This is a genomic window from Enterobacter cloacae complex sp. 309I3 (assembly GCF_050031595.1).
Taxonomy (GTDB): domain Bacteria; phylum Pseudomonadota; class Gammaproteobacteria; order Enterobacterales; family Enterobacteriaceae; genus Enterobacter; species Enterobacter cloacae.
Genome location: NZ_JBLGWI010000001.1, coordinates 2,317,575 through 2,335,671 on the forward strand (window position 1 = coordinate 2,317,575; position 18,097 = coordinate 2,335,671).

Consider the following 18,097-nt stretch of genomic DNA (forward strand, 5'->3'; position numbering starts at 1 on the left):
AGCGCTGATGTGGTACTCTATAGCAATCATTACAAAGAGATTTTATCCGGCAGTGCACTGCCCGTTAATGCTATGACAGAACAACAAAAATTGACCTTCCCGATGCTCCTGCAACAGCTTGATTCACTGATGTTGCGCGATAAACAGCGCTTTGCTCGCCGCTTGCACGGGGTGAAGAAGGTTAAAAATCCTGATGCACAACAGGCCATTTTCCAGGAGATGGCGAAAGAGATTGAACAGGCGGCAGGGAAAGTTGTGCTGCGCGAAGCGGCTCGTCCGGCAATTACCTATCCGGAAAATCTGCCCGTCAGTCAGAAGAAGCAGGAGATCCTCAACGCCGTGCGCGACCACCAGGTGGTGATCGTGGCGGGGGAGACCGGCTCGGGGAAAACCACACAGCTGCCAAAAATCTGTATGGAGCTCGGCCGCGGAGTGAAGGGCCTGATTGGTCATACCCAGCCGCGTCGTCTGGCGGCGCGTACCGTGGCGAACCGTATTGCCGAGGAGCTGCAAACGGAGCCGGGCGGCTGCATCGGTTATAAGGTGCGTTTCAGCGACCATGTGAGCGATAACACCATGGTCAAGCTGATGACCGACGGTATCCTGCTGGCGGAAATTCAGCAGGATCGTCTGCTGATGCAGTACGACACTATCATTATTGATGAGGCGCACGAGCGCAGTCTGAACATCGACTTCCTGCTCGGCTACCTGAAAGAGCTACTGCCGCGTCGCCCGGATCTGAAAATTATCATCACCTCCGCGACCATCGACCCGGAGCGTTTCTCAAAACATTTCAATAACGCACCGATTATTGAAGTTTCCGGTCGTACCTATCCGGTAGAAGTGCGCTATCGCCCGATCGTGGAGGAGGCGGAGGATACCGAGCGCGACCAGTTGCAGGCAATTTTCGACGCCGTTGACGAACTGGGCAATGAGAGCGCGGGCGACATTCTGATCTTTATGAGCGGCGAGCGTGAGATCCGCGATACCGCCGACGCGCTCAGCAAGCGCGATCTGCGCCACACGGAAATTTTGCCGCTTTACGCACGTCTCTCCAACAGTGAACAGAACCGCGTGTTCCAGCCACACAGCGGGCGCCGCATCGTGCTGGCAACCAACGTGGCGGAAACCTCGCTGACCGTGCCGGGCATCAAGTATGTGATTGATCCGGGTACGGCGCGTATCAGCCGCTACAGCTACCGCACCAAGGTACAGCGTCTGCCGATTGAGCCGGTTTCACAGGCGTCGGCCAACCAGCGTAAAGGGCGCTGTGGACGTGTGTCGGAGGGGATCTGTATTCGTCTCTATTCAGAAGACGATTTCCTCTCCCGCCCGGAGTTTACCGACCCGGAAATCCTGCGCACCAACCTGGCTTCCGTCATCCTGCAGATGACCGCGCTGGGGCTGGGCGATATCGCCGCTTTCCCGTTTGTCGAAGCGCCGGACAAACGCAATATTCAGGATGGCGTACGCCTGCTGGAAGAGCTGGGGGCGATCACCACCGACGAGCAGGCCACCGCGTATAAACTGACGCCGCTGGGACGGCAGCTCAGCCAGTTGCCGGTGGACCCGCGTCTGGCGCGCATGGTGCTGGAAGCGCAAAAACACGGCTGTGTGCGCGAGGCGATGATCATCACCTCGGCGCTCTCCATTCAGGATCCGCGTGAACGGCCAATGGACAAACAGCAGGCGTCGGATGAAAAACACCGTCGCTTCCACGACAAAGAGTCGGATTTCCTTGCCTTCGTGAACCTGTGGAACTACCTCGGCGAGCAGCAGAAAGCGCTGTCTTCTAACCAGTTCCGCCGTCAGTGTCGCGTGGATTTCCTCAACTACCTGCGCGTGCGCGAGTGGCAGGATATCTACACCCAACTGCGCCAGGTGGTGAAAGAGCTGGGTATTCCGGTGAACAGTGAACCGGCGGAGTACCGCGAGATTCACATCGCATTGCTGACCGGACTGCTGTCCCATATCGGCATGAAGGACGCCGAAAAGCAGGAGTATACCGGTGCGCGCAACGCCCGTTTCTCCATCTTCCCCGGCTCCGGGTTGTTCAAGAAACCACCCAAGTGGACCATGGTTGCTGAACTGGTGGAAACCAGCCGTCTGTGGGGGCGTATTGCCGCGCGTATCGATCCGGAATGGGTGGAGCCGGTGGCGCAACACCTGCTGAAACGCTCATACAGTGAACCGCACTGGGAGCGCGCGCAGGGGGCGGTGATGGCAACCGAAAAAGTGACCGTCTACGGCCTGCCGGTGGTGGCCGCGCGTAAGGTCAACTACAGCCAGATTGACCCGGCGCTGTGCCGCGAGCTGTTTATCCGCCACGCGCTGGTGGAGGGCGACTGGCAGACGCGTCACGCCTTCTTCCGTGAAAACCTCAAGCTGCGTGCTGAAGTGGAAGAGCTGGAGCACAAATCCCGTCGTCGCGACATTCTGGTGGATGACGAGACGCTGTTCGAATTTTACGACCAGCGCATCAGCCACAATGTCATTTCCGCCCGTCACTTTGACAGCTGGTGGAAGAAGGCCAGCAAAGAGACGCCGGATCTGCTCAACTTTGAAAAGAGCATGTTGATTAAAGAAGGGGCGGAGTCGGTCAGTAAGCTCGACTACCCGAACTTCTGGCATCAGGGCAACCTTAAGCTGCGGCTGACCTATCAGTTTGAGCCGGGAACGGACGCGGATGGTGTCACCGTCCATATCCCGCTGCCACTGCTAAACCAGGTGGATGAGAGCGGCTTTGAGTGGCAAATTCCCGGCCTGCGCCGCGAACTGGTGATTGCGCTGATCAAATCGCTGCCGAAACCGGTGCGGCGTAACTTTGTTCCGGCCCCTAACTACGCCGAAGCGTTTTTAGGCCGCGTCACGCCGCTGGAGATGCCGCTGCTGGATGCGCTGGAGCGTGAGTTCCGCCGCATGACCGGTACCACCATTGACCGCGAAGACTGGAACTGGGATCAGGTGCCCGATCACCTGAAAATCACCTTCCGCGTGGTGGACGATAAAAACAAGAAGCTGCAGGAAGGCCGTTCGCTCACCGCGCTGAAAGAGGCGCTGAAAGGCAAAGTGCAGGAGACCTTGTCCGCAGTGGCGGATGATGGGATTGAGCAGAGCGGGCTGCACATCTGGAGCTTTGGTCAGCTCCCCGAAAGCTACGAGCAAAAACGCGGCAACTACAAAGTGAAGGCCTGGCCTGCACTGGTGGATGAGCGCGACAGCGTGGCGATCAAGCTGTTTGATAACCCGCAGGAACAGCAGCAGATGATGTGGCGCGGGCTGCGCCGCCTGCTGCTGCTCAACATCCCGTCGCCGATCAAGTATCTGCACGAGAAGCTGCCGAACAAAGCCAAGCTGGGGCTGTACTTTAACCCGTACGGCAAAGTGCTGGATCTGATCGACGACTGCATCTCCTGCGGCGTGGACAAGCTGATCCACGAGGCGGGCGGTCCGGTCTGGTCAGAAGAGGGCTTTGCTCAGCTTCATGAAAAGGTACGCGCGGAGCTGAACGACACCGTGGTGGATATTGCCAAACAGGTCGAGCAGATCCTCACCACCGTGTTCAATATCAACAAACGCCTGAAAGGGCGCGTGGATATGACCATGGCGCTGGGGCTTTCGGATGTCAAAGCGCAGATGGCGGGCCTGGTGTACCGGGGCTTTGTCACCGGCAATGGCTTCAACCGTCTCGGCGACACGCTGCGTTATCTGCAGGCGATTGAAAAACGGCTGGAGAAAATGGCCATCGATCCGCATCGTGACCGTGCCCAGATGCTGAAAGTTGAAAACGTGCAGCAGGCGTGGCAGCAGTGGTTAAACAAACTGCCACCGGCACGTCGTGACGATGAAGACGTTCAGGCGATCCGCTGGATGATCGAAGAGTTACGCGTCAGCTTCTTTGCCCAGCAGCTCGGTACGCCGTATCCGATTTCGGATAAACGTATTTTGCAGGCGATGGAGCAGATTTCGGCTTAACACCCTGTTTTCTCCCTCTCTCTCCGGGCTGAGGGATCCCCATAAATAATGCCTGCACAGACGGCCCCCTCTCCCTTTGGGAGAGGGCTGGGGTGAGGGGGAACATACGGCTGTGGAGGTCATTCCGTTCACTTTATGTTCCTTGCTACTCTGTAACGGCATGACTTGTGAACGTGCCAGGGTGGCTCAGTCGCCACCAGCCCTGGCGACCCGGGCTCCCGGCGGTAAATCGCCGCTTCGCGGTGCCTTCGGCTTATTCCTTCCGGCTTATCGGGGACGGGCGGATGTAACGTCCCTGTAAAGCCGCCCTCTCGGCGCATCCATGCGCCTCGCCCCGGCCTGCAGGAAACGCCTCAGCGATTTACAGCCGGACCAGGGCGTCGCTATAAGTCATTCATTTTCCTGAAGCAACATTCATCGCTTTCGGTAAAAAATTACTGGGGATCCCTCTCCCGGTGGGAGAGGACCGGGGTGAGGGCATCAGGCCGCACAATTTTCACCCGTTCACAATTGCCAGCGTAAACCCATCCCACCCCTTAACCCCGACCGTTTGCAGCGCGGTGGTGGTTAAGCGCGGATTGTCCCCCATCATCTCGATAAACCGGCGAACACCCTGCACGCGCGCGTCGTCGCTTTGGCCGTTAATCACTTCGCCATCGCGCACCACGTTATCGCCGATAATCACCGTGCCGGGGCGGGAGTAGTGCAGCGCCCATTCGAGGTAGCCGGGATTGTTTGGCTTATCAGCATCAATAAAGATCAGGTCGAACGGCGGAACGTCGCCGAAATTTTCCAGAGAAGTCAGCGCCGGGCCTTCGATGAGTTCAATGCGTTGGTTGAGACCGGCAAGCTGAATATTCTGCCGCGCCACGCGGGCATGCGTGGAATCGGCCTCAAGCGTAATCAGCTTTCCGTCCGGCGGCAGGGCGCGCGCCATCCAGATTGAACTGTAAGCACCCAGCGTACCGATCTCCAGAACGCGCCGCGCCTGCGTCATGCGCACTAACAGCGCCAGCAGTTGCCCCTGATTGGCCGCAACATCGTGTTCGGGGAGTCCGGCGCGCTGGTTGTTTTCCAGTACCTTGCTCAGTACCTCATCTTCAGGAATAAGCGACGAAATCATGAAATTATCAACTGCAGACCACTGTTGTTGCATAAATTGTCTCCTGAGGGGGAATCGCCGGGTGGCGGCTGCGCCTTACCCGGCCTGTGTGACGAAATCCAGGCCCGTTAAGCGCCTTCAGAGATTGACCCAACCGCCGCCCAGCGCTTTATACAAATCAATCTGCGCCAGCAGCAGGTTATTTTTCACCTGCACCACGTTGGTTTGCACCGAGTAAAGTGTACGCTGTGCGTCGAGCACATCCAGATAAGATGAATAGCCGTTGCGATAGCGGTTCTGCGCAATGCGCAGCGTCTCCTGGGCCACCTCCTGCTGGGCCAGCAGTTCGCTAAGTTGTTCCTGATAACGCGTAATGGCGTCAAGGCTGTTGTTCACTTCGGCAAACGCATTGCGCACGGTTTTCTCATAGGCGTACAGCGCCTGATTACGCTGCGACTGGGAGATATCCACCTGCGCATTCAGCGCCTGGCGGTTCAGCAGCGGGGCGAGAATACTGCCGCCTGCGCTCCAGAGCTGTAACGGGTTGTCCAGCAGGCCGGAAAGGGTGCGATCCTGAATCGATCCAGTCGCCGTCAGGTTGATCGACGGCAACAGGCTGGCGCGCGAGGCGGCAAGGCTGGCATCGGCCGCAATAAGCTGACGCTCCGCCTGAACGATGTCAGGTCGTCGGTTAAGCAACGATGACGGCAACTGTGAAGGCAGCCTGAGCGGGGTAAGCATGCTGAAGCTTTCACTGCGCGCCACCTCGCCCGGGTTACTGCCCAGCAGCAGACTCAGGGCATTCTCTTGCTGAGCGATCTGATGCTGCAGCAGCGGCACCTGCGCCCGGGTGGCCCGCAGCTCAGAGTCAGACTGCATCAGCTCCAGGCGCGAACTGTAGCCCGTTTCAAACTGCCGTTTAGCAAGATTAAATGCCTCTTCGCGTGATTTCAGCGTGGACTCTGTGACGCGAAGCTGTTCGTCAAGCGAGAGCAGGGTGACATACCCGGAGGCCACCGACGAGGCGACAGTTAAATCTGCGGCAGCGGCGGCGGCTTTTTGCGCCTCCAGCGAGGCCTGCGCGGCATTGGCCGTGCTGCGGTTGACGCCCCAGATATCCACATCATAGCTGGCGGTGAGGCTGCCTTTGTACAGCGTACTGTATACCGGTAACCCCGTGGCGGCCGATTGCGTCCGGGCGCGGGTGCCGGTTACGCCCGCATCCAGCGACGGAAACAGGCTGCCGTCAGCGGCATAGACTCTTGCCTGATACTCATTGATCCGTTCGCGGGCGATCAGCACGTCGCTGTTATTTTTCAGCGCCTGATCCACGTAGCGGTTGAGATTGTTGTCGTGAAAATTTCGCCACCACAGCTGTTGAGGCGCGCTGGCAGGGCCGGATGCCGCCCGCCACTGGGCAGGAATGTGCAGTGACGGTTGGGCAGGTTTTACATCCACCGACTGGCATCCGGTAAGCAGCACGGCAACCAGCAGGCTGGCTAGCGGGCGAAGGGTCATTGCTTCGCCTCCCGCGTATCAATGGTCACCTGTACCGACATGCCAGGACGTAGCAGTGCTGACTCTTCAGGTTTACCCAGCACTTCGATACGCACCGGAATACGCTGGGCGATTTTGACAAAGTTCCCGGTGGCGTTATCCGGCGTGATGGCACTGAATTCGACGCCGGTCGCCGGGGAGATGCTCTCCACGCGGCCCTGATAGGCTTTGTTATTGAGCGCATCGACGGTAAATTTCACCGGCTGGCCCACGCGCAGCTCCGCGAGCTGGGTCTCTTTAATATTGGCGATCACCCAGTGCTGCGGCGGTACCAGGGTGGTGAGATGGGTTCCGGCCGTCACGTACGCGCCCAGACGCACCGCGATCTGCCCCAGCTGGCCGTCACGCGGCGCCACAATGCGGGTATTTTGCAGGTCGATTTGTGCCAGCTCCAGCGCCGCTTTGGCGTTTTCCACATCCGCCTCCAGCGCACCGCGATTCACAATTACCGTCTGCAGATCCTGGCGCGACATTTCAAGCGTCGCTTTGGCCTGCTCAATATCGGCGCTGCCCTGGGCCGCGCTGGCCAGCGCCGCGTCGCGTTCGCGGATGGAGAGCGAGCCGTCAGCCGTCAGATCTTTCACCCGCTTTAAATCCGCCTGAGTTTTCAGACTCTGGGCGCGGGCATTTTTCAGCGCAGCGTCATTTTTTGCGATGACGGCTTCAGCGCTTTTACGCTGCTGGAGATTGTTATTCAGGGCGGCAATTTTCATCGCCAGCTGCGCCTCGGCCTGATGTACCCGCTGGCGATAGATACGGTCATCGATCTGCAACAGCAGCTCGCCTTTTTTAACCTGCGCGAAATCCTGAACCTTCACTTCGGTTATATAGCCATTCACCTGCGGGCTGATGAACGTGGTCTGGCCGCGCACGTAAGCGTTATCGGTAAACTGCGCGTGGCGGGTGAACGGCGGGAGCTGCCACGCGTAAAGGATCACCAGCACGCCGACAATACCGATGGCAGCGGCGGTGAAAACGGAAACAATGCGCACATTTTTGCGGGTGTTGGCCTGCTCTTTGGCGGCATCCTGCTGACTCATAAACTCTCCAGAAATATTTCAATTATTTGTTGCCGGTGGCGTTCTTAAGCGCCATACGGGCAGTGATGCGCAGACGCAGCAAGCGCCATAAAATCCAGACCAGCGTGGCCGCGGCAATACTCGCGGTCAGTAAATAGGTGTCGTTGTAAGCCAGAATGTTTGCCTCAAGGGCGGTCACCGTCTGCAACTGGGTGATCGCCTGCGTGCCCAGCAGGGCGCTGTCGCCAATCAGGCTTTTGTACATCTGGGTATAAAGCTGAATCCGCTCGTTAACCAGCGGATTGAGCGTGGTGAGCTGGTCCGCCAGCAGGCTGGAGTGATACTTTTCGCGCCAGGTCTGGAAGGTACCGAGAATAGCCGAGCCCAGCAGGCCGCCGAGGTTCTGGCTCATGCCGAACATTACCGAGAAGCTCACCAGATTACGCGGGTCGGCGATGACGCCGCCAATGGCGGCCAGCATCGCGGGGGCGAGGAAGAAGGCACTGCCAAAGCCCAGCAGGAACTGGCTGAGCATCAACTGATCCGGGCGCGTCAGGTTGTTGGACTGGCTGTCCAGCAGCGAGGCGACAATCATCAGCACCAGGGAGGTGATAATCGGCCACGCCAGTTTGGTCGGTTTAATGGTCAGACAGCTGGTGACGATCCCGCAGACGATCCCGGCAAATATGGACCACGCCAGGTGCGTCATCTGCTCGTTCTGTAACCCCACGTACTGCAGCCAGCCGATGACGCCGGTGTTTTGCTCGGCCAGCACGATGCGGATCAGCAGCATAATCAACCCAAGGCGCACAATACTGCCGCTCGACAGCCAGCGGGTGTTCAGCAGCGGGTTACTGCGGTTATGTTCAAACACGATGGCGGAAACAATCAGCACCAGTGAGAGCGCCAGCGACCAGCCGATCCACGGCGCTTCAAACCACCAGTCCAGACGGCCCAGCGACAGCACCGCGCACAGCAGCGCCATCCCCGGTGCCAGTAAAAAGAAGGTGATAAAGTCTTTTTTCTCAAAGACCTTACGCCGATCGCCCGGCGGCAGTTTCAGCGCAATCACGCACGCCAGCGAGATGAGGGCCAGCCCCAGCTCGAAGAAATAGAGCCCGCGCCACTCATCAAGCTGCAACAGCTCGGTTGAAAAGAGTCGCGCCAGCGGAATGGCCAGTGACGAGCCGGTGATGCCAATGGTCAACGCCTTCAGGCGGTGTTTCGCCGGCCAGGCCTGGATCTGGTAATAAATCCCCAGCGAGCTGAGCGCGGCGGCCACCATCCCGTGCGCGGCGCGCACCATCAGCGCCGAGCTAAGATCGTTGACAAACAGGTGGAAAAAAGTGACCAGCACATACAGCACCAGAAAACCTTCGGTGAAGGCGCGCAGACCGTACTGCTGGCGGAATTTCACCAGCAGCAGGTTAATGGAGATATTGGTCATTACATAGACCGCCGGCAGCCAGGCGATCTCGGTTGACCAGGCGCCAAAGGTGCCTTGCAAATTTTGCAGGTTGGCGGTGACTACCGCATTCCCCAGGGCGCCCGTCAGGCAAACCAGCAGACCGACAACGCCATAGGCAATCCGCTTTGGCGTGCTGTGCTCCGGCGTGGAGGGTGAACCCAGCAGGGCGGGTTTCTCGTGTGGCTGCCACTCGCGAGGAGCATAAGGGTCGCGTTCGGGCAGGCGCATAACGTCGTTTACCTTTGATAAAATGGGAGAATTAACAGGCTGGCGATTCTACGTCTGCCGTAAAACATAATACAAGTGAATATGATTTACGCATGTTAATCAAATGTTGAACTGAAGGTTTTAGGAAAAAGAGCGGCCTTATCTCTGGCACTTTAGGAATCAACGCCTGTTTTGACGCGACAAGTGCGGTACGCTAATCCAAATGCTGTAAGGAGGTTACGATGATACCGACAATTTTTCCCTGTTTGCCCGGCAGCACGCTCAGTGCCGTAAATACGGTTGGGCAGTGGCTGGCGCAGGATGACCTGCAACCGGGTCAGTCTGTGGATATGGTGATTCTGGCGGGGAATGCCGTCATTCCAACCATCGAAGCTGCCTGCCGTCTGGCGGCGGAGCAGGGGGTGCCCATGATCATTAGCGGAGGCATCGGACACTCCACCACTTTTCTCTATGCCGCGATTGCGAAACATCCGCGCTATCACACCATTCCCACCACGGGCCGGGCAGAGGCGGCTATCCTGGCGGATATCGCCCGTGAATTCTGGCAGATCCCGGCAGACCGGGTGTGGGTGGAAGATCAGTCAACGAACTGCGGGGAGAACGCCCGCTTTAGCCGCGAATTAATGAAGCACCATCAATTTGCCCCTGAAAGGGTGCTGGTGGTGCAGGATCCAACCATGCAGCGCCGCACCATGGCAACGTTCGCCCGCGTGTGTCGGGACGAACCCGTATCGCCGGAATGGGTAAGCCACGCGGGCTTTACGCCCGTCCTGCAAAACGGCGACGATGGGCTGGAGTTCAGCGATTCCGGAGAAGGGATCTGGCCGGTGGAACGCTATTTGTCGCTGGTGCTGGGTGAACTGCCGCGCCTTCGCGACGATGTTAACGGTTACGGTCCGGCAGGACGTGATTTTATTGCCCATGTGGAGATACCTGATGAGATCGAGGCGGCGTGGAATATCTTACGCAACGATGTCATTTTGACCGATGCGTTGGTAAGCCGATCCCTGTTGTGAATGTGGACGCAAAAAAATACCGGGCCAGCGTTTGCCGCTGACCCGGTATTGAACAAAGCGCGAAAAATTACAGATAAACCAGCGTCATGGTGTTCTGGCCGTCCAGTGGGGTATCGTCGGTAATGGCCAGGGTGGAGGTATCCCAAATCACCAGGTTGGTCACGAAGTTAAAGTTAGCCGTGGTGATAGCCAATGGGGTGGTGGTGCCGGTTTCAGCAAAGGCGATGGTCTGGAAAGTATCGCTGCGTGGAATACCGGAATATTTCCAGCTTGTTGCGGACCAGTCGTGGTTATGCCCAATAGGGTCTACAGTTTTACCGTCTGCGGTGGTACCGGTCATCCACATGCCGTAGTTACCGATCTTTTTCCCGTCGTTCGTGAAACCAACGCCATAAGTATAATATTTATTTGTAATATTCTTATTCTTACCAATATCAACAGGAAGTTGTGCGTTGCTGTCGCTGCGATTATCGGTGATAGTGAAACCTATTTTGGTTGGCGCAGAGCAATTTATGGTCACAGGTATCTGTTTCTGACCGAGTTGATTATGTGAGTTTTCGGATAACTCACCGAGACGAATAAAGCCGTAATCGATAACACCGCCGTTACCCAGCTCAGCAGTACATGCTGCGTTGGTTAATGTACCTTTAACCTTAATAACAGCAGTTCCGGCTGCAAAAGCTGATGTGGTGCTCAACGCGATGGCTGTAGCCAGAATGATTTTTTTCATCCTTGATTTTTCCTTTTCATGAATATAAGACATGCGGGAATGATAAGTGAACGCAGCGATGGCGTTCCCATTCACCTGGCGGAAATAATATTGAGTATTGAGTTTTTGGTATATTTATTAAAGTTGAATTTATTTTGTAGAAAAACTAAAGATATGCGAAAGCGACAAATAAAAGAAGGCTTTTTATTTGTTGTGTGAATATAACGGGGAAAAGTACCGGTTCAGGGTTACGCTGAACCGGTATAAGCAAATTATATGATTAGAGATATACCAGGGTCATCGTCGCCTGACCGTCGAGAGGAGTATCGTCGGTAATCGCCAGCGCAGTAGTGTCACGAATCGTAAGATTAGTAACAAAGTTAAAGTTAGCTGTGGTGATAGCCAACGGTGCGGTGGTCCCTGTATCAGCAAAGGCGACGGTCTGGAACGCATCACTACGCGGAATACCGCTTTTTTTCCAGATATCAGGATTCCAGTCGTGGTTGTTGACAATCGGGTCTACGACTTTGCCATCTGCCGTGACATCCGTCATCCACATGCCGTAGTCACCAATATTTACGCCTTCGGACGTGGTACCCACGCCGTAAGTATAATATTTCACCGACTGGTTTAAGTTTTTACCGATATCAACCGGCAGTCGCGCGTTGCTGTCGCTACGGTTATCAAGAATGGTAAAGCCCACTTTGGTTGGCGAAGAACAGGTAATGGTGACAGGTACCTGTTTTTGTCCCAAATTATTATTTTCCAGTGCAGAAAGTTCTCCGAGGCGAATATAGCCGTAATCAATGACCCCGCCGTTGCCGATAGAAGGCGTACACGCCGCATTGGTCAACGTTCCGTGTACTTTTAATACAGCGGTAGGTTCTGCGAAAGCTGATGCGCTGGCCAGTGCAATTAATGAAGCCAAAATAACTTTTTTCATTGTTGTTCCTTAACAATTTCATAGGGGGTATTTGTTTTGACAGACCGCTTGCCTGTCTTGTGATTTATATTATTGGGAGTGTTTATGAAATTAAAGCAAGCATATTTAAAACTTCATTTTAGAAGTTCTAATGATAATTAACGTATGATTCAAAAATTTCGTGAATAATTTTATTCTGGAAAACAGATGATGAAGAGTAAGCCATGCGGTAAGGGAGAGCGACGGATGGTATGACCACCCGTCAGCGTTATTAAAGTGCGGCGTATTTATCAAGCGTGCGCACCAGCTGCGTCACAAAGCCATACTCGTTGTCATACCAGGCGACGGCTTTCACCAGTTGCAGTTCGCCCGCCTCGGTCACTTCGGTTTGCGTGGCGTCAAACACCGAGCCAAAGTGCGAGCCAATGACATCTGACGACACAATCTCTTCATCGGTATAGCCAAAGGATTTATTCCCCTGTGTCGCTTTTTTCAGTGCGGCATTCACCTCTTCAACGGTGACCTTTTTGCCCAGAATGGCGACCAGTTCCGTTACCGAGCCGGTTTTCACCGGTACGCGCTGGGCATGACCTTTCAGTTTGCCGCTGAGGGCCGGGATCACCAGGCCAATCGCTTTGGCAGCACCCGTGGTGTGGGGAATGATGTTCTCCGCCGCCGCGCGTGAGGCGCGCAGATCTTTCCCGCGCGGACCATCCACCAGCGCCTGGGTACCGGTATAGGCGTGAATGGTGGTCATGGTGCCCACTTTAATCTCAAAAGCATCGTGCAGGGCTTTTGCCAGCGGGGCGAGGCAGTTGGTGGTGCAGGAGGCGACAGAGATAATGGTATCACTGGCGTCAATGGTGTCGTCGTTAACGTTAAACACAATGGTTTTCATCTCACCTGCTGGCGCGGAGATCAGGACTTTTTTGGCGCCAGCATCCAGATGCGCTCTGGATTTTTCTTCCGACGTATAAAAACCGGTGCATTCCACGACGATATCCACCCCAGCGGCTTTCCACGGGATATGTCTGGCCTCTTTCTCGGCGTACACCGCGATGGTTTTACCGTCCACAATCAGCGCGTCTTCGGTGAAATCCACGCTCCACGGGAAGCCGCCGTAGTTAGAATCATGCCGGAGCAGATAGGCCAGTACTTTGGGAGAGGTGAGGTCGTTGATGGCGACGACGGTGTTGCTGTCCTGGGTTTCAAGAAGGCGACGAAGTACCAGGCGTCCAATGCGTCCAAATCCGTTAATGCCAATTTTACTCATGGTTTTCTCCTGTAAACGTGTCGATGCGACAGTTTGAACTTATCCAGGCTTAGACCATGAGGGGCGGGGCAGCAATTGAAGATGCTTCATGCCCCGGGAAGTATTTGAAAATCCATACAGAAAAGTTAATGAATTTTTAAGGAAAGGTCGTTATGTTGGCGCGGTAACTGTTTTTTATCGGAAAATCACATGCGCACTAAATATACAGGCCTGCAAATCGGCATTCACTGGCTGGTGTTTCTGTTAGTTATCGTCGCCTACTGCGCCATGGAGTTCAGAGGCTTCTTTCCGCGTACCGACCGACCGCTGATCAATATGATCCACGTCTCATGCGGGATCGCTATCCTGGTTTTGATGGTGACACGTCTGCTGGTGCGCCTGAAGTTCCGCGCGCCGCCGATTGAGCCGAAACCTAAAGCGATGATCACTGGCCTTTCGCATCTGGGGCATCTGGTGATTTATCTGCTGTTTATTGCTTTGCCGCTGATTGGCCTGGTGATGATGTATAACCGTGGAAACGACTGGTTTGCCTTTGGCATCGCCATGCCGCACGCGGCGGAATCCAACTTTGATCTGGCTGATGGGCTAAAAGAGTGGCACGAGACGCTGGCGAACCTCGGCTATTTTGTCATTGGCCTGCACGCAGCGGCGGCGCTGATGCATCACTATTTCTGGAAAGATAATACGCTGCTGCGCATGATGCCGAAAAAGCGGCAATAGCCCTCAACACTTTTGCCGCCTTTCTCGCCGGGTGGCGCTGCGCTTACCCGGCCTACAAAACCCGTTTTTTATTGCAGCAGAGCACGCTCTTCAGCTGTTAATGCCAGCCCCTGGGTTGACCCGGTCTCTGACGATTTCACCGCCGCTTCCAGTACCGCCATCACCGCTAATGCCTCGACAGGATGAACCGGATTGGCAATCTTCCCGAGCAGAGCATCGCGCACATTAATGTAATACTGGCGCTGATCGCCTTTCGGCGTGGTAATGGTCTGCGGCGCGCCGTCAGCCCCAAAGAAGACCATACTGTCGCTGTCCTGACCCCAGGTTTCACTTCCCGGAACGATGCCAGTCAGCAGCTGGGCTTCCTGCTGATCGATACGGGCCTTCACTACGCTGCCCTTATCCCCATGGACGGTAAAGCGCGCGGTACCTCCGGCGACCAGCATGCTGGCGTGCAAAATAACCTTATGATCAGGGTAGTTTAAGACCACATGCGCCCAGTCGTTCACTTCTGCGCCGTCGCGCAGCGTCGCGATATTCCCCTGCACAGAGTCAGGCAGACCAAAGAGCTGTAGCGTCTGGTCGATCAGGTGCGGCCCCAGGTCAAACCACAGCCCGCTTCCCGGTACGTTTTGTTCTCTCCAGCGCACGCGCACTTCCGGGCGGAAGCGGTCAATGTGTGACTCAAACAGTTTCACCTTCCCGAGGGTGCCCTGTGTGATAACGTCCTTAATGCCCAGGAAATCACTGTCCCAGCGGCGGTTGTGGAACACGGAGAGCAGAAGCTGCTTTTCCTCCGCCAGGGCAATAAGATCGCGCGCTTCCTGCATATCGAGCGTGAAGGGTTTATCCACCACCACGTGTTTTCCGGCGTTCAGGGCCAGCGTGGCCAGCGGAGCATGGGTGGCGTTAGGGGAGGCGATCACCACCAGGTCAATATCCGGGTGCGTAATGGCCTCTTCCGGGGTAGCAACCACCTGCACATCCGGCAGATCGCGCTTAACTTTTTCCTCATCACGGGAGGAAACTACCGCCAGCGTAAGCCCGTCCACAGACTGGATAAGCGGGGCATGGAAGGTTTTACCGACAAAACCATACCCGATCAGCGCAATGTTGATTGTCTTCATTTTACTCATGACCTTCTCCACGTTAATGAGCGCAAACCGTGACGGGCACGGTGCTCTGGTCCCCAAGCTCAGGCCAGGGACGATCTAAAAACAGTTGATGAATTTCGTCTAACCCGCACACCAGATACGGCTCACAGCGGTTGACTTTCAGATGGTCTGCGACGATCCAGTGCGTCTGGCTGGCGGCAAGCATCGCCCGTTTGACTTCTGCATCGGCTTCCGTCCCGGCACTCAGACCGAGTGATGAATGAAGGGCGCAGGCGCCAAGGATGGCGATATCCGCCCGATACCGTGAAAGCAGGGAGAGGGTGGCACCGCCAGCAAACAGGCGTTGCTTCTGATCCCATTTCCCGCCGAGCAGGATCAGTTCGATATCCTCCCGGTCGCTAAAAGCGTGGGCGATATCCAGCGAGGTGGTGATCACCGTCAGCGGCCCCTGAAGAAAAGAGGCCACCGCCATGACCGTACTGCCCGCATCCAGAAACAGCGTAGAGCCCGGCGGAATCTGCTGTGCCACCTGTTTTCCCAGCCGCTGTTTGGTCGCCGGCAGGAGCGTATTTCTGCCCTGGCGATTCATGGCCGAAAGATTGAGCGCGATAGCGCCTCCGTGGTTCTTCTGCGCCAGCCCCTGTTTTTCGAGGTCCATGAGATCGCGGCGAATGGTATCCGCAGAGACCTGCAGCTTTTCTGCCAGCTCAGTGATGCTGGCCTGTCCCTGCTCGCTGATGATGTCGAGCACATATTTTTGACGCGCGGTTTTGTGCATGGCAGCAATCCTGCAAAATGTCGCAATAGTTCGCATAATACAGCATTTTGTCGCAGAGAAAAGGGCAACCGCACATTAGTTCAGTTGCGTGATAATTGAGCTGTTATTGATTAAATATAAGTGAACGGTTTCTAAGGGTAATCAATATGTTATAACGATGTTTTATCTGGCTGTTTGGATTTTGTAACCAGTTAGCTTCGCTTTACTGGTTTGTTGGTCTATTAAAAAACTATTTAAACCAACAAAATTCCGCAAAAGTGAATTTTAACGGCTTTTTATGCCAATAAATAGGGCGGCGCTACTTAAGTTGACATTTCTTTGAAAATCTTTGTGTCTGACGCGCGTGGAAATTAACGCAAAAATGTACATCCGGGTATTTTTAAATTTCACTTAAATAACAATGACTTTATTAGTTTCATTTGAAAGGCCATTTTTAAGAGTTTGTCCAGAAACCCCATGATTTTTCTTAATTGTAACACCACATTAACATTGTGGGTGTAGTTGCCCATACCACATTTTGTTATGCTGCGAATCAGTTAAGAAGTAAGTAAATTCTTAATTCATATTAGGCTAAGGTCGGCTCTCATCTCCAATGGAAATGGGTATGGGGAGCTATTACCCGAAATTCAGTACGGGGGATTAATAATATTTTTCTGATTATCTATACCTCTTTTTGGGTAAAGGGTTAAACCATTCGCAGGCTCAGGGAGATATAAATGATGAGAGAGCGAAATTATAAGTGGGTCCGATTATCCGCAGTGCTGGTGTTAATTTCGGCATGCATTAATACGACCTATGCCAATAGCGGCGCGTTGGGTTTTGCCACGGTGCCGACGACAACATTAAAAGAAAGTATTCTTTTTGCCATCGATCGCGATCCGTCGGTCAGCCAGCAGGCGGCACAATTGGGTATTGGTCAGGCGCAAATAGATGAAGCACGTAGCGGATGGATGCCGCAAATATCGCTGAACGGCAGTACGGGCCATAGCCAAACCACCGATTCCAGCGGTTCACTGAGAAATTCAGCGGCATGGGGATTAAGCCTTACGCAGCTCATTTATGACTTTGGCAAGACGAATAACAGCATCAGCCAGTCTTCAGCGCGACGCGATAGCTATCGTTATCAGCTGATGGAGACGCTCACCGCCGTGGCGGAAAAAACCGCGCTGAGCTACGTGGAGGTCAGACGTTATAGCGATCTGTTGCAGGCGGCTAAAGAGAATGTGCAGGCCCTCAAAAACGTGGAGCAGCTGGCGAAACTGCGCGCGGATGCAGGCGTAAGCTCAACCTCCGATGAGCTGCAGACCCGCACGCGGATCGCCGGTATGCAGGCGACGGTGGAGCAGTACAACGCCGCGCTCAACAGCGCCCGCGCAAGGCTCGCGGTGTTGACGGGCATGCAGGCTGAAGCCTATTCACCGGTCCCTGAGAAGCTTGCCGTAGAGCAGAATGCCGTCAACCAGATCGATTACTCGCTGATACCGGCGGTCATGGCCGCGCAGAATATGGAGCGTTCAGCCCAGTATGGGGTGGAAACCGCAAAATCTCAGCACTGGCCAACGTTAAGCCTGAAAGGAGGCCGCACGCGCTATGAGTCGGATAACCGCGCTTACTGGGATGACCAGATCCAGCTCAATATCGATGCACCGCTGTATCAGGGCGGCGCCGTTTCGGCACGCGTTCGTCAGGCTGAAGGCACCAGGGCGATGGCCTCCTCTCAGGTCGATCAGGCGCGGTTTGATGTGCTGCAAAAAGCCTCCGTCGCGCAGGCAGACTGGACCGGCGCGCGTGGAAGAATGGCCGCCGGAAGCTTACAGCTTGAAAACGCGTTACGTGCCCGCGCGGTCTACAAAAACGAATACACCCTGAGCAAGCGGAGCATTAATGATTTGCTCAGCGTAGAACAGGATGTCTGGCAGGCCACGTCTGCCAAAATAATGGCCGAATATGATGGCTGGAGCGCGGCAATTAATTACGCCTCTGCTGTTGATAATCTCATGACGCTTATTGGAGTAGATAAAAACGCTGCCGCAAAATTACCCGATTTGAGTTGAAAAAAGCCGCGCCTTTCTGCGCGAAATAAATCTGAAAATAATGGGTGAAATTTCCCAGGGATAGCTACATCCATCTGGTGGACATATCCACAGGAATCCGAGCACCTGCAAGGAGAGAAATATGAGTAACGTAAAAGTTGTAGATGTCATCATTCGCAAGA

Annotated in this window: 13 protein-coding genes; 4 read left to right on the forward strand and 9 right to left on the reverse strand. The window is 55.1% G+C overall.

Annotated features, from left to right (window positions below):
- The first annotated feature begins 72 nt into the window (after positions 1–72).
- Positions 73–3,975, forward strand: a complete 3,903-nt coding sequence (gene hrpA / locus ACQG22_RS11060) for an ATP-dependent RNA helicase HrpA (protein ID WP_047351784.1) — start codon at positions 73–75, stop codon at positions 3,973–3,975.
- Positions 3,976–4,471: 496 nt separating this feature from the next.
- On the opposite strand, the gene ACQG22_RS11065 is transcribed toward hrpA, so the two are convergent.
- From ACQG22_RS11065 to ACQG22_RS11080, 4 genes are all read right to left on the reverse strand, one after another.
- Positions 4,472–5,131, reverse strand: coding sequence for an O-methyltransferase (locus tag ACQG22_RS11065; RefSeq protein ID WP_058650334.1), 660 nt, complete (start codon positions 5,129–5,131; stop codon positions 4,472–4,474).
- 84 nt (positions 5,132–5,215) lie between these two features.
- Positions 5,216–6,595 (reverse strand): efflux transporter outer membrane subunit, encoded by a 1,380-nt coding sequence (locus tag ACQG22_RS11070; RefSeq protein WP_369706505.1) that lies wholly within the window; start codon positions 6,593–6,595, stop codon positions 5,216–5,218.
- The gene (locus tag ACQG22_RS11075; protein ID WP_013096702.1) at positions 6,592–7,674 is read right to left on the reverse strand and encodes an HlyD family secretion protein; all 1,083 of its coding nucleotides are present in this window, start codon (positions 7,672–7,674) and stop codon (positions 6,592–6,594) included. The genes ACQG22_RS11070 and ACQG22_RS11075 overlap by 4 nt, the downstream gene beginning before the upstream one ends.
- A gap of 22 nt (positions 7,675–7,696) precedes the next feature.
- Entirely contained in the window at positions 7,697–9,349 is a 1,653-nt protein-coding gene (locus ACQG22_RS11080; RefSeq protein WP_038980581.1) for an MFS transporter, read from the reverse strand.
- Positions 9,350–9,570: 221 nt separating this feature from the next.
- Here ACQG22_RS11080 and ACQG22_RS11085 point away from each other — a divergent pair, with 221 nt between their 5' ends.
- Positions 9,571–10,365, forward strand: coding sequence for a YdcF family protein (locus tag ACQG22_RS11085; RefSeq protein ID WP_369706504.1), 795 nt, complete (start codon positions 9,571–9,573; stop codon positions 10,363–10,365).
- 67 nt (positions 10,366–10,432) lie between these two features.
- Here ACQG22_RS11085 and ACQG22_RS11090 read toward each other — a convergent pair whose 3' ends face one another.
- From ACQG22_RS11090 to gap, 3 genes are all read right to left on the reverse strand, one after another.
- Positions 10,433–11,095: a DUF1120 domain-containing protein gene (locus ACQG22_RS11090; protein ID WP_013096699.1), complete on the reverse strand. Its 663-nt coding sequence runs from the start codon at positions 11,093–11,095 to the stop codon at positions 10,433–10,435.
- Positions 11,096–11,354: 259 nt separating this feature from the next.
- Complete coding sequence (locus ACQG22_RS11095; protein WP_013096697.1) at positions 11,355–12,017, reverse strand: DUF1120 domain-containing protein; 663 nt, start codon at positions 12,015–12,017, stop codon at positions 11,355–11,357.
- A gap of 250 nt (positions 12,018–12,267) precedes the next feature.
- Positions 12,268–13,269 (reverse strand): type I glyceraldehyde-3-phosphate dehydrogenase, encoded by a 1,002-nt coding sequence (gene gap / locus ACQG22_RS11100; protein ID WP_013096696.1) that lies wholly within the window; start codon positions 13,267–13,269, stop codon positions 12,268–12,270.
- 189 nt (positions 13,270–13,458) lie between these two features.
- On the opposite strand from gap, the gene cybB reads away from it, so the two are divergent.
- Entirely contained in the window at positions 13,459–13,989 is a 531-nt protein-coding gene (gene cybB, locus ACQG22_RS11105; protein WP_013096695.1) for a cytochrome b561, read from the forward strand.
- Between the two features lie 68 nt (positions 13,990–14,057).
- Here cybB and ACQG22_RS11110 read toward each other — a convergent pair whose 3' ends face one another.
- Positions 14,058–15,125 (reverse strand): oxidoreductase, encoded by a 1,068-nt coding sequence (locus ACQG22_RS11110; protein WP_100168748.1) that lies wholly within the window; start codon positions 15,123–15,125, stop codon positions 14,058–14,060.
- Between the two features lie 13 nt (positions 15,126–15,138).
- Positions 15,139–15,882, reverse strand: coding sequence for a DeoR/GlpR family DNA-binding transcription regulator (locus ACQG22_RS11115; protein ID WP_102752545.1), 744 nt, complete (start codon positions 15,880–15,882; stop codon positions 15,139–15,141).
- A gap of 716 nt (positions 15,883–16,598) precedes the next feature.
- Here ACQG22_RS11115 and ACQG22_RS11120 point away from each other — a divergent pair.
- Positions 16,599–17,936, forward strand: a complete 1,338-nt coding sequence (locus tag ACQG22_RS11120) for a TolC family outer membrane protein (protein WP_369706503.1) — start codon at positions 16,599–16,601, stop codon at positions 17,934–17,936.
- The last annotated feature ends 161 nt before the right edge of the window (positions 17,937–18,097 follow it).

Coding starts and splice junctions, on each gene's coding strand:
- ACQG22_RS11110 (WP_100168748.1), bottom strand. CDS start 15,125: ATGAGTAAAATGAAGACAATCAACATTGCGCTGATCGGGTATGGTTTT.
- ACQG22_RS11080 (WP_038980581.1), bottom strand. CDS start 9,349: ATGCGCCTGCCCGAACGCGACCCTTATGCTCCTCGCGAGTGGCAGCCA.
- hrpA (WP_047351784.1), top strand. CDS start 73: ATGACAGAACAACAAAAATTGACCTTCCCGATGCTCCTGCAACAGCTT.
- ACQG22_RS11115 (WP_102752545.1), bottom strand. CDS start 15,882: ATGCACAAAACCGCGCGTCAAAAATATGTGCTCGACATCATCAGCGAG.
- ACQG22_RS11070 (WP_369706505.1), bottom strand. CDS start 6,595: ATGACCCTTCGCCCGCTAGCCAGCCTGCTGGTTGCCGTGCTGCTTACC.
- ACQG22_RS11085 (WP_369706504.1), top strand. CDS start 9,571: ATGATACCGACAATTTTTCCCTGTTTGCCCGGCAGCACGCTCAGTGCC.
- ACQG22_RS11075 (WP_013096702.1), bottom strand. CDS start 7,674: ATGAGTCAGCAGGATGCCGCCAAAGAGCAGGCCAACACCCGCAAAAAT.
- ACQG22_RS11090 (WP_013096699.1), bottom strand. CDS start 11,095: ATGAAAAAAATCATTCTGGCTACAGCCATCGCGTTGAGCACCACATCA.
- gap (WP_013096696.1), bottom strand. CDS start 13,269: ATGAGTAAAATTGGCATTAACGGATTTGGACGCATTGGACGCCTGGTA.
- ACQG22_RS11095 (WP_013096697.1), bottom strand. CDS start 12,017: ATGAAAAAAGTTATTTTGGCTTCATTAATTGCACTGGCCAGCGCATCA.
- ACQG22_RS11065 (WP_058650334.1), bottom strand. CDS start 5,131: ATGCAACAACAGTGGTCTGCAGTTGATAATTTCATGATTTCGTCGCTT.
- cybB (WP_013096695.1), top strand. CDS start 13,459: ATGCGCACTAAATATACAGGCCTGCAAATCGGCATTCACTGGCTGGTG.
- ACQG22_RS11120 (WP_369706503.1), top strand. CDS start 16,599: ATGATGAGAGAGCGAAATTATAAGTGGGTCCGATTATCCGCAGTGCTG.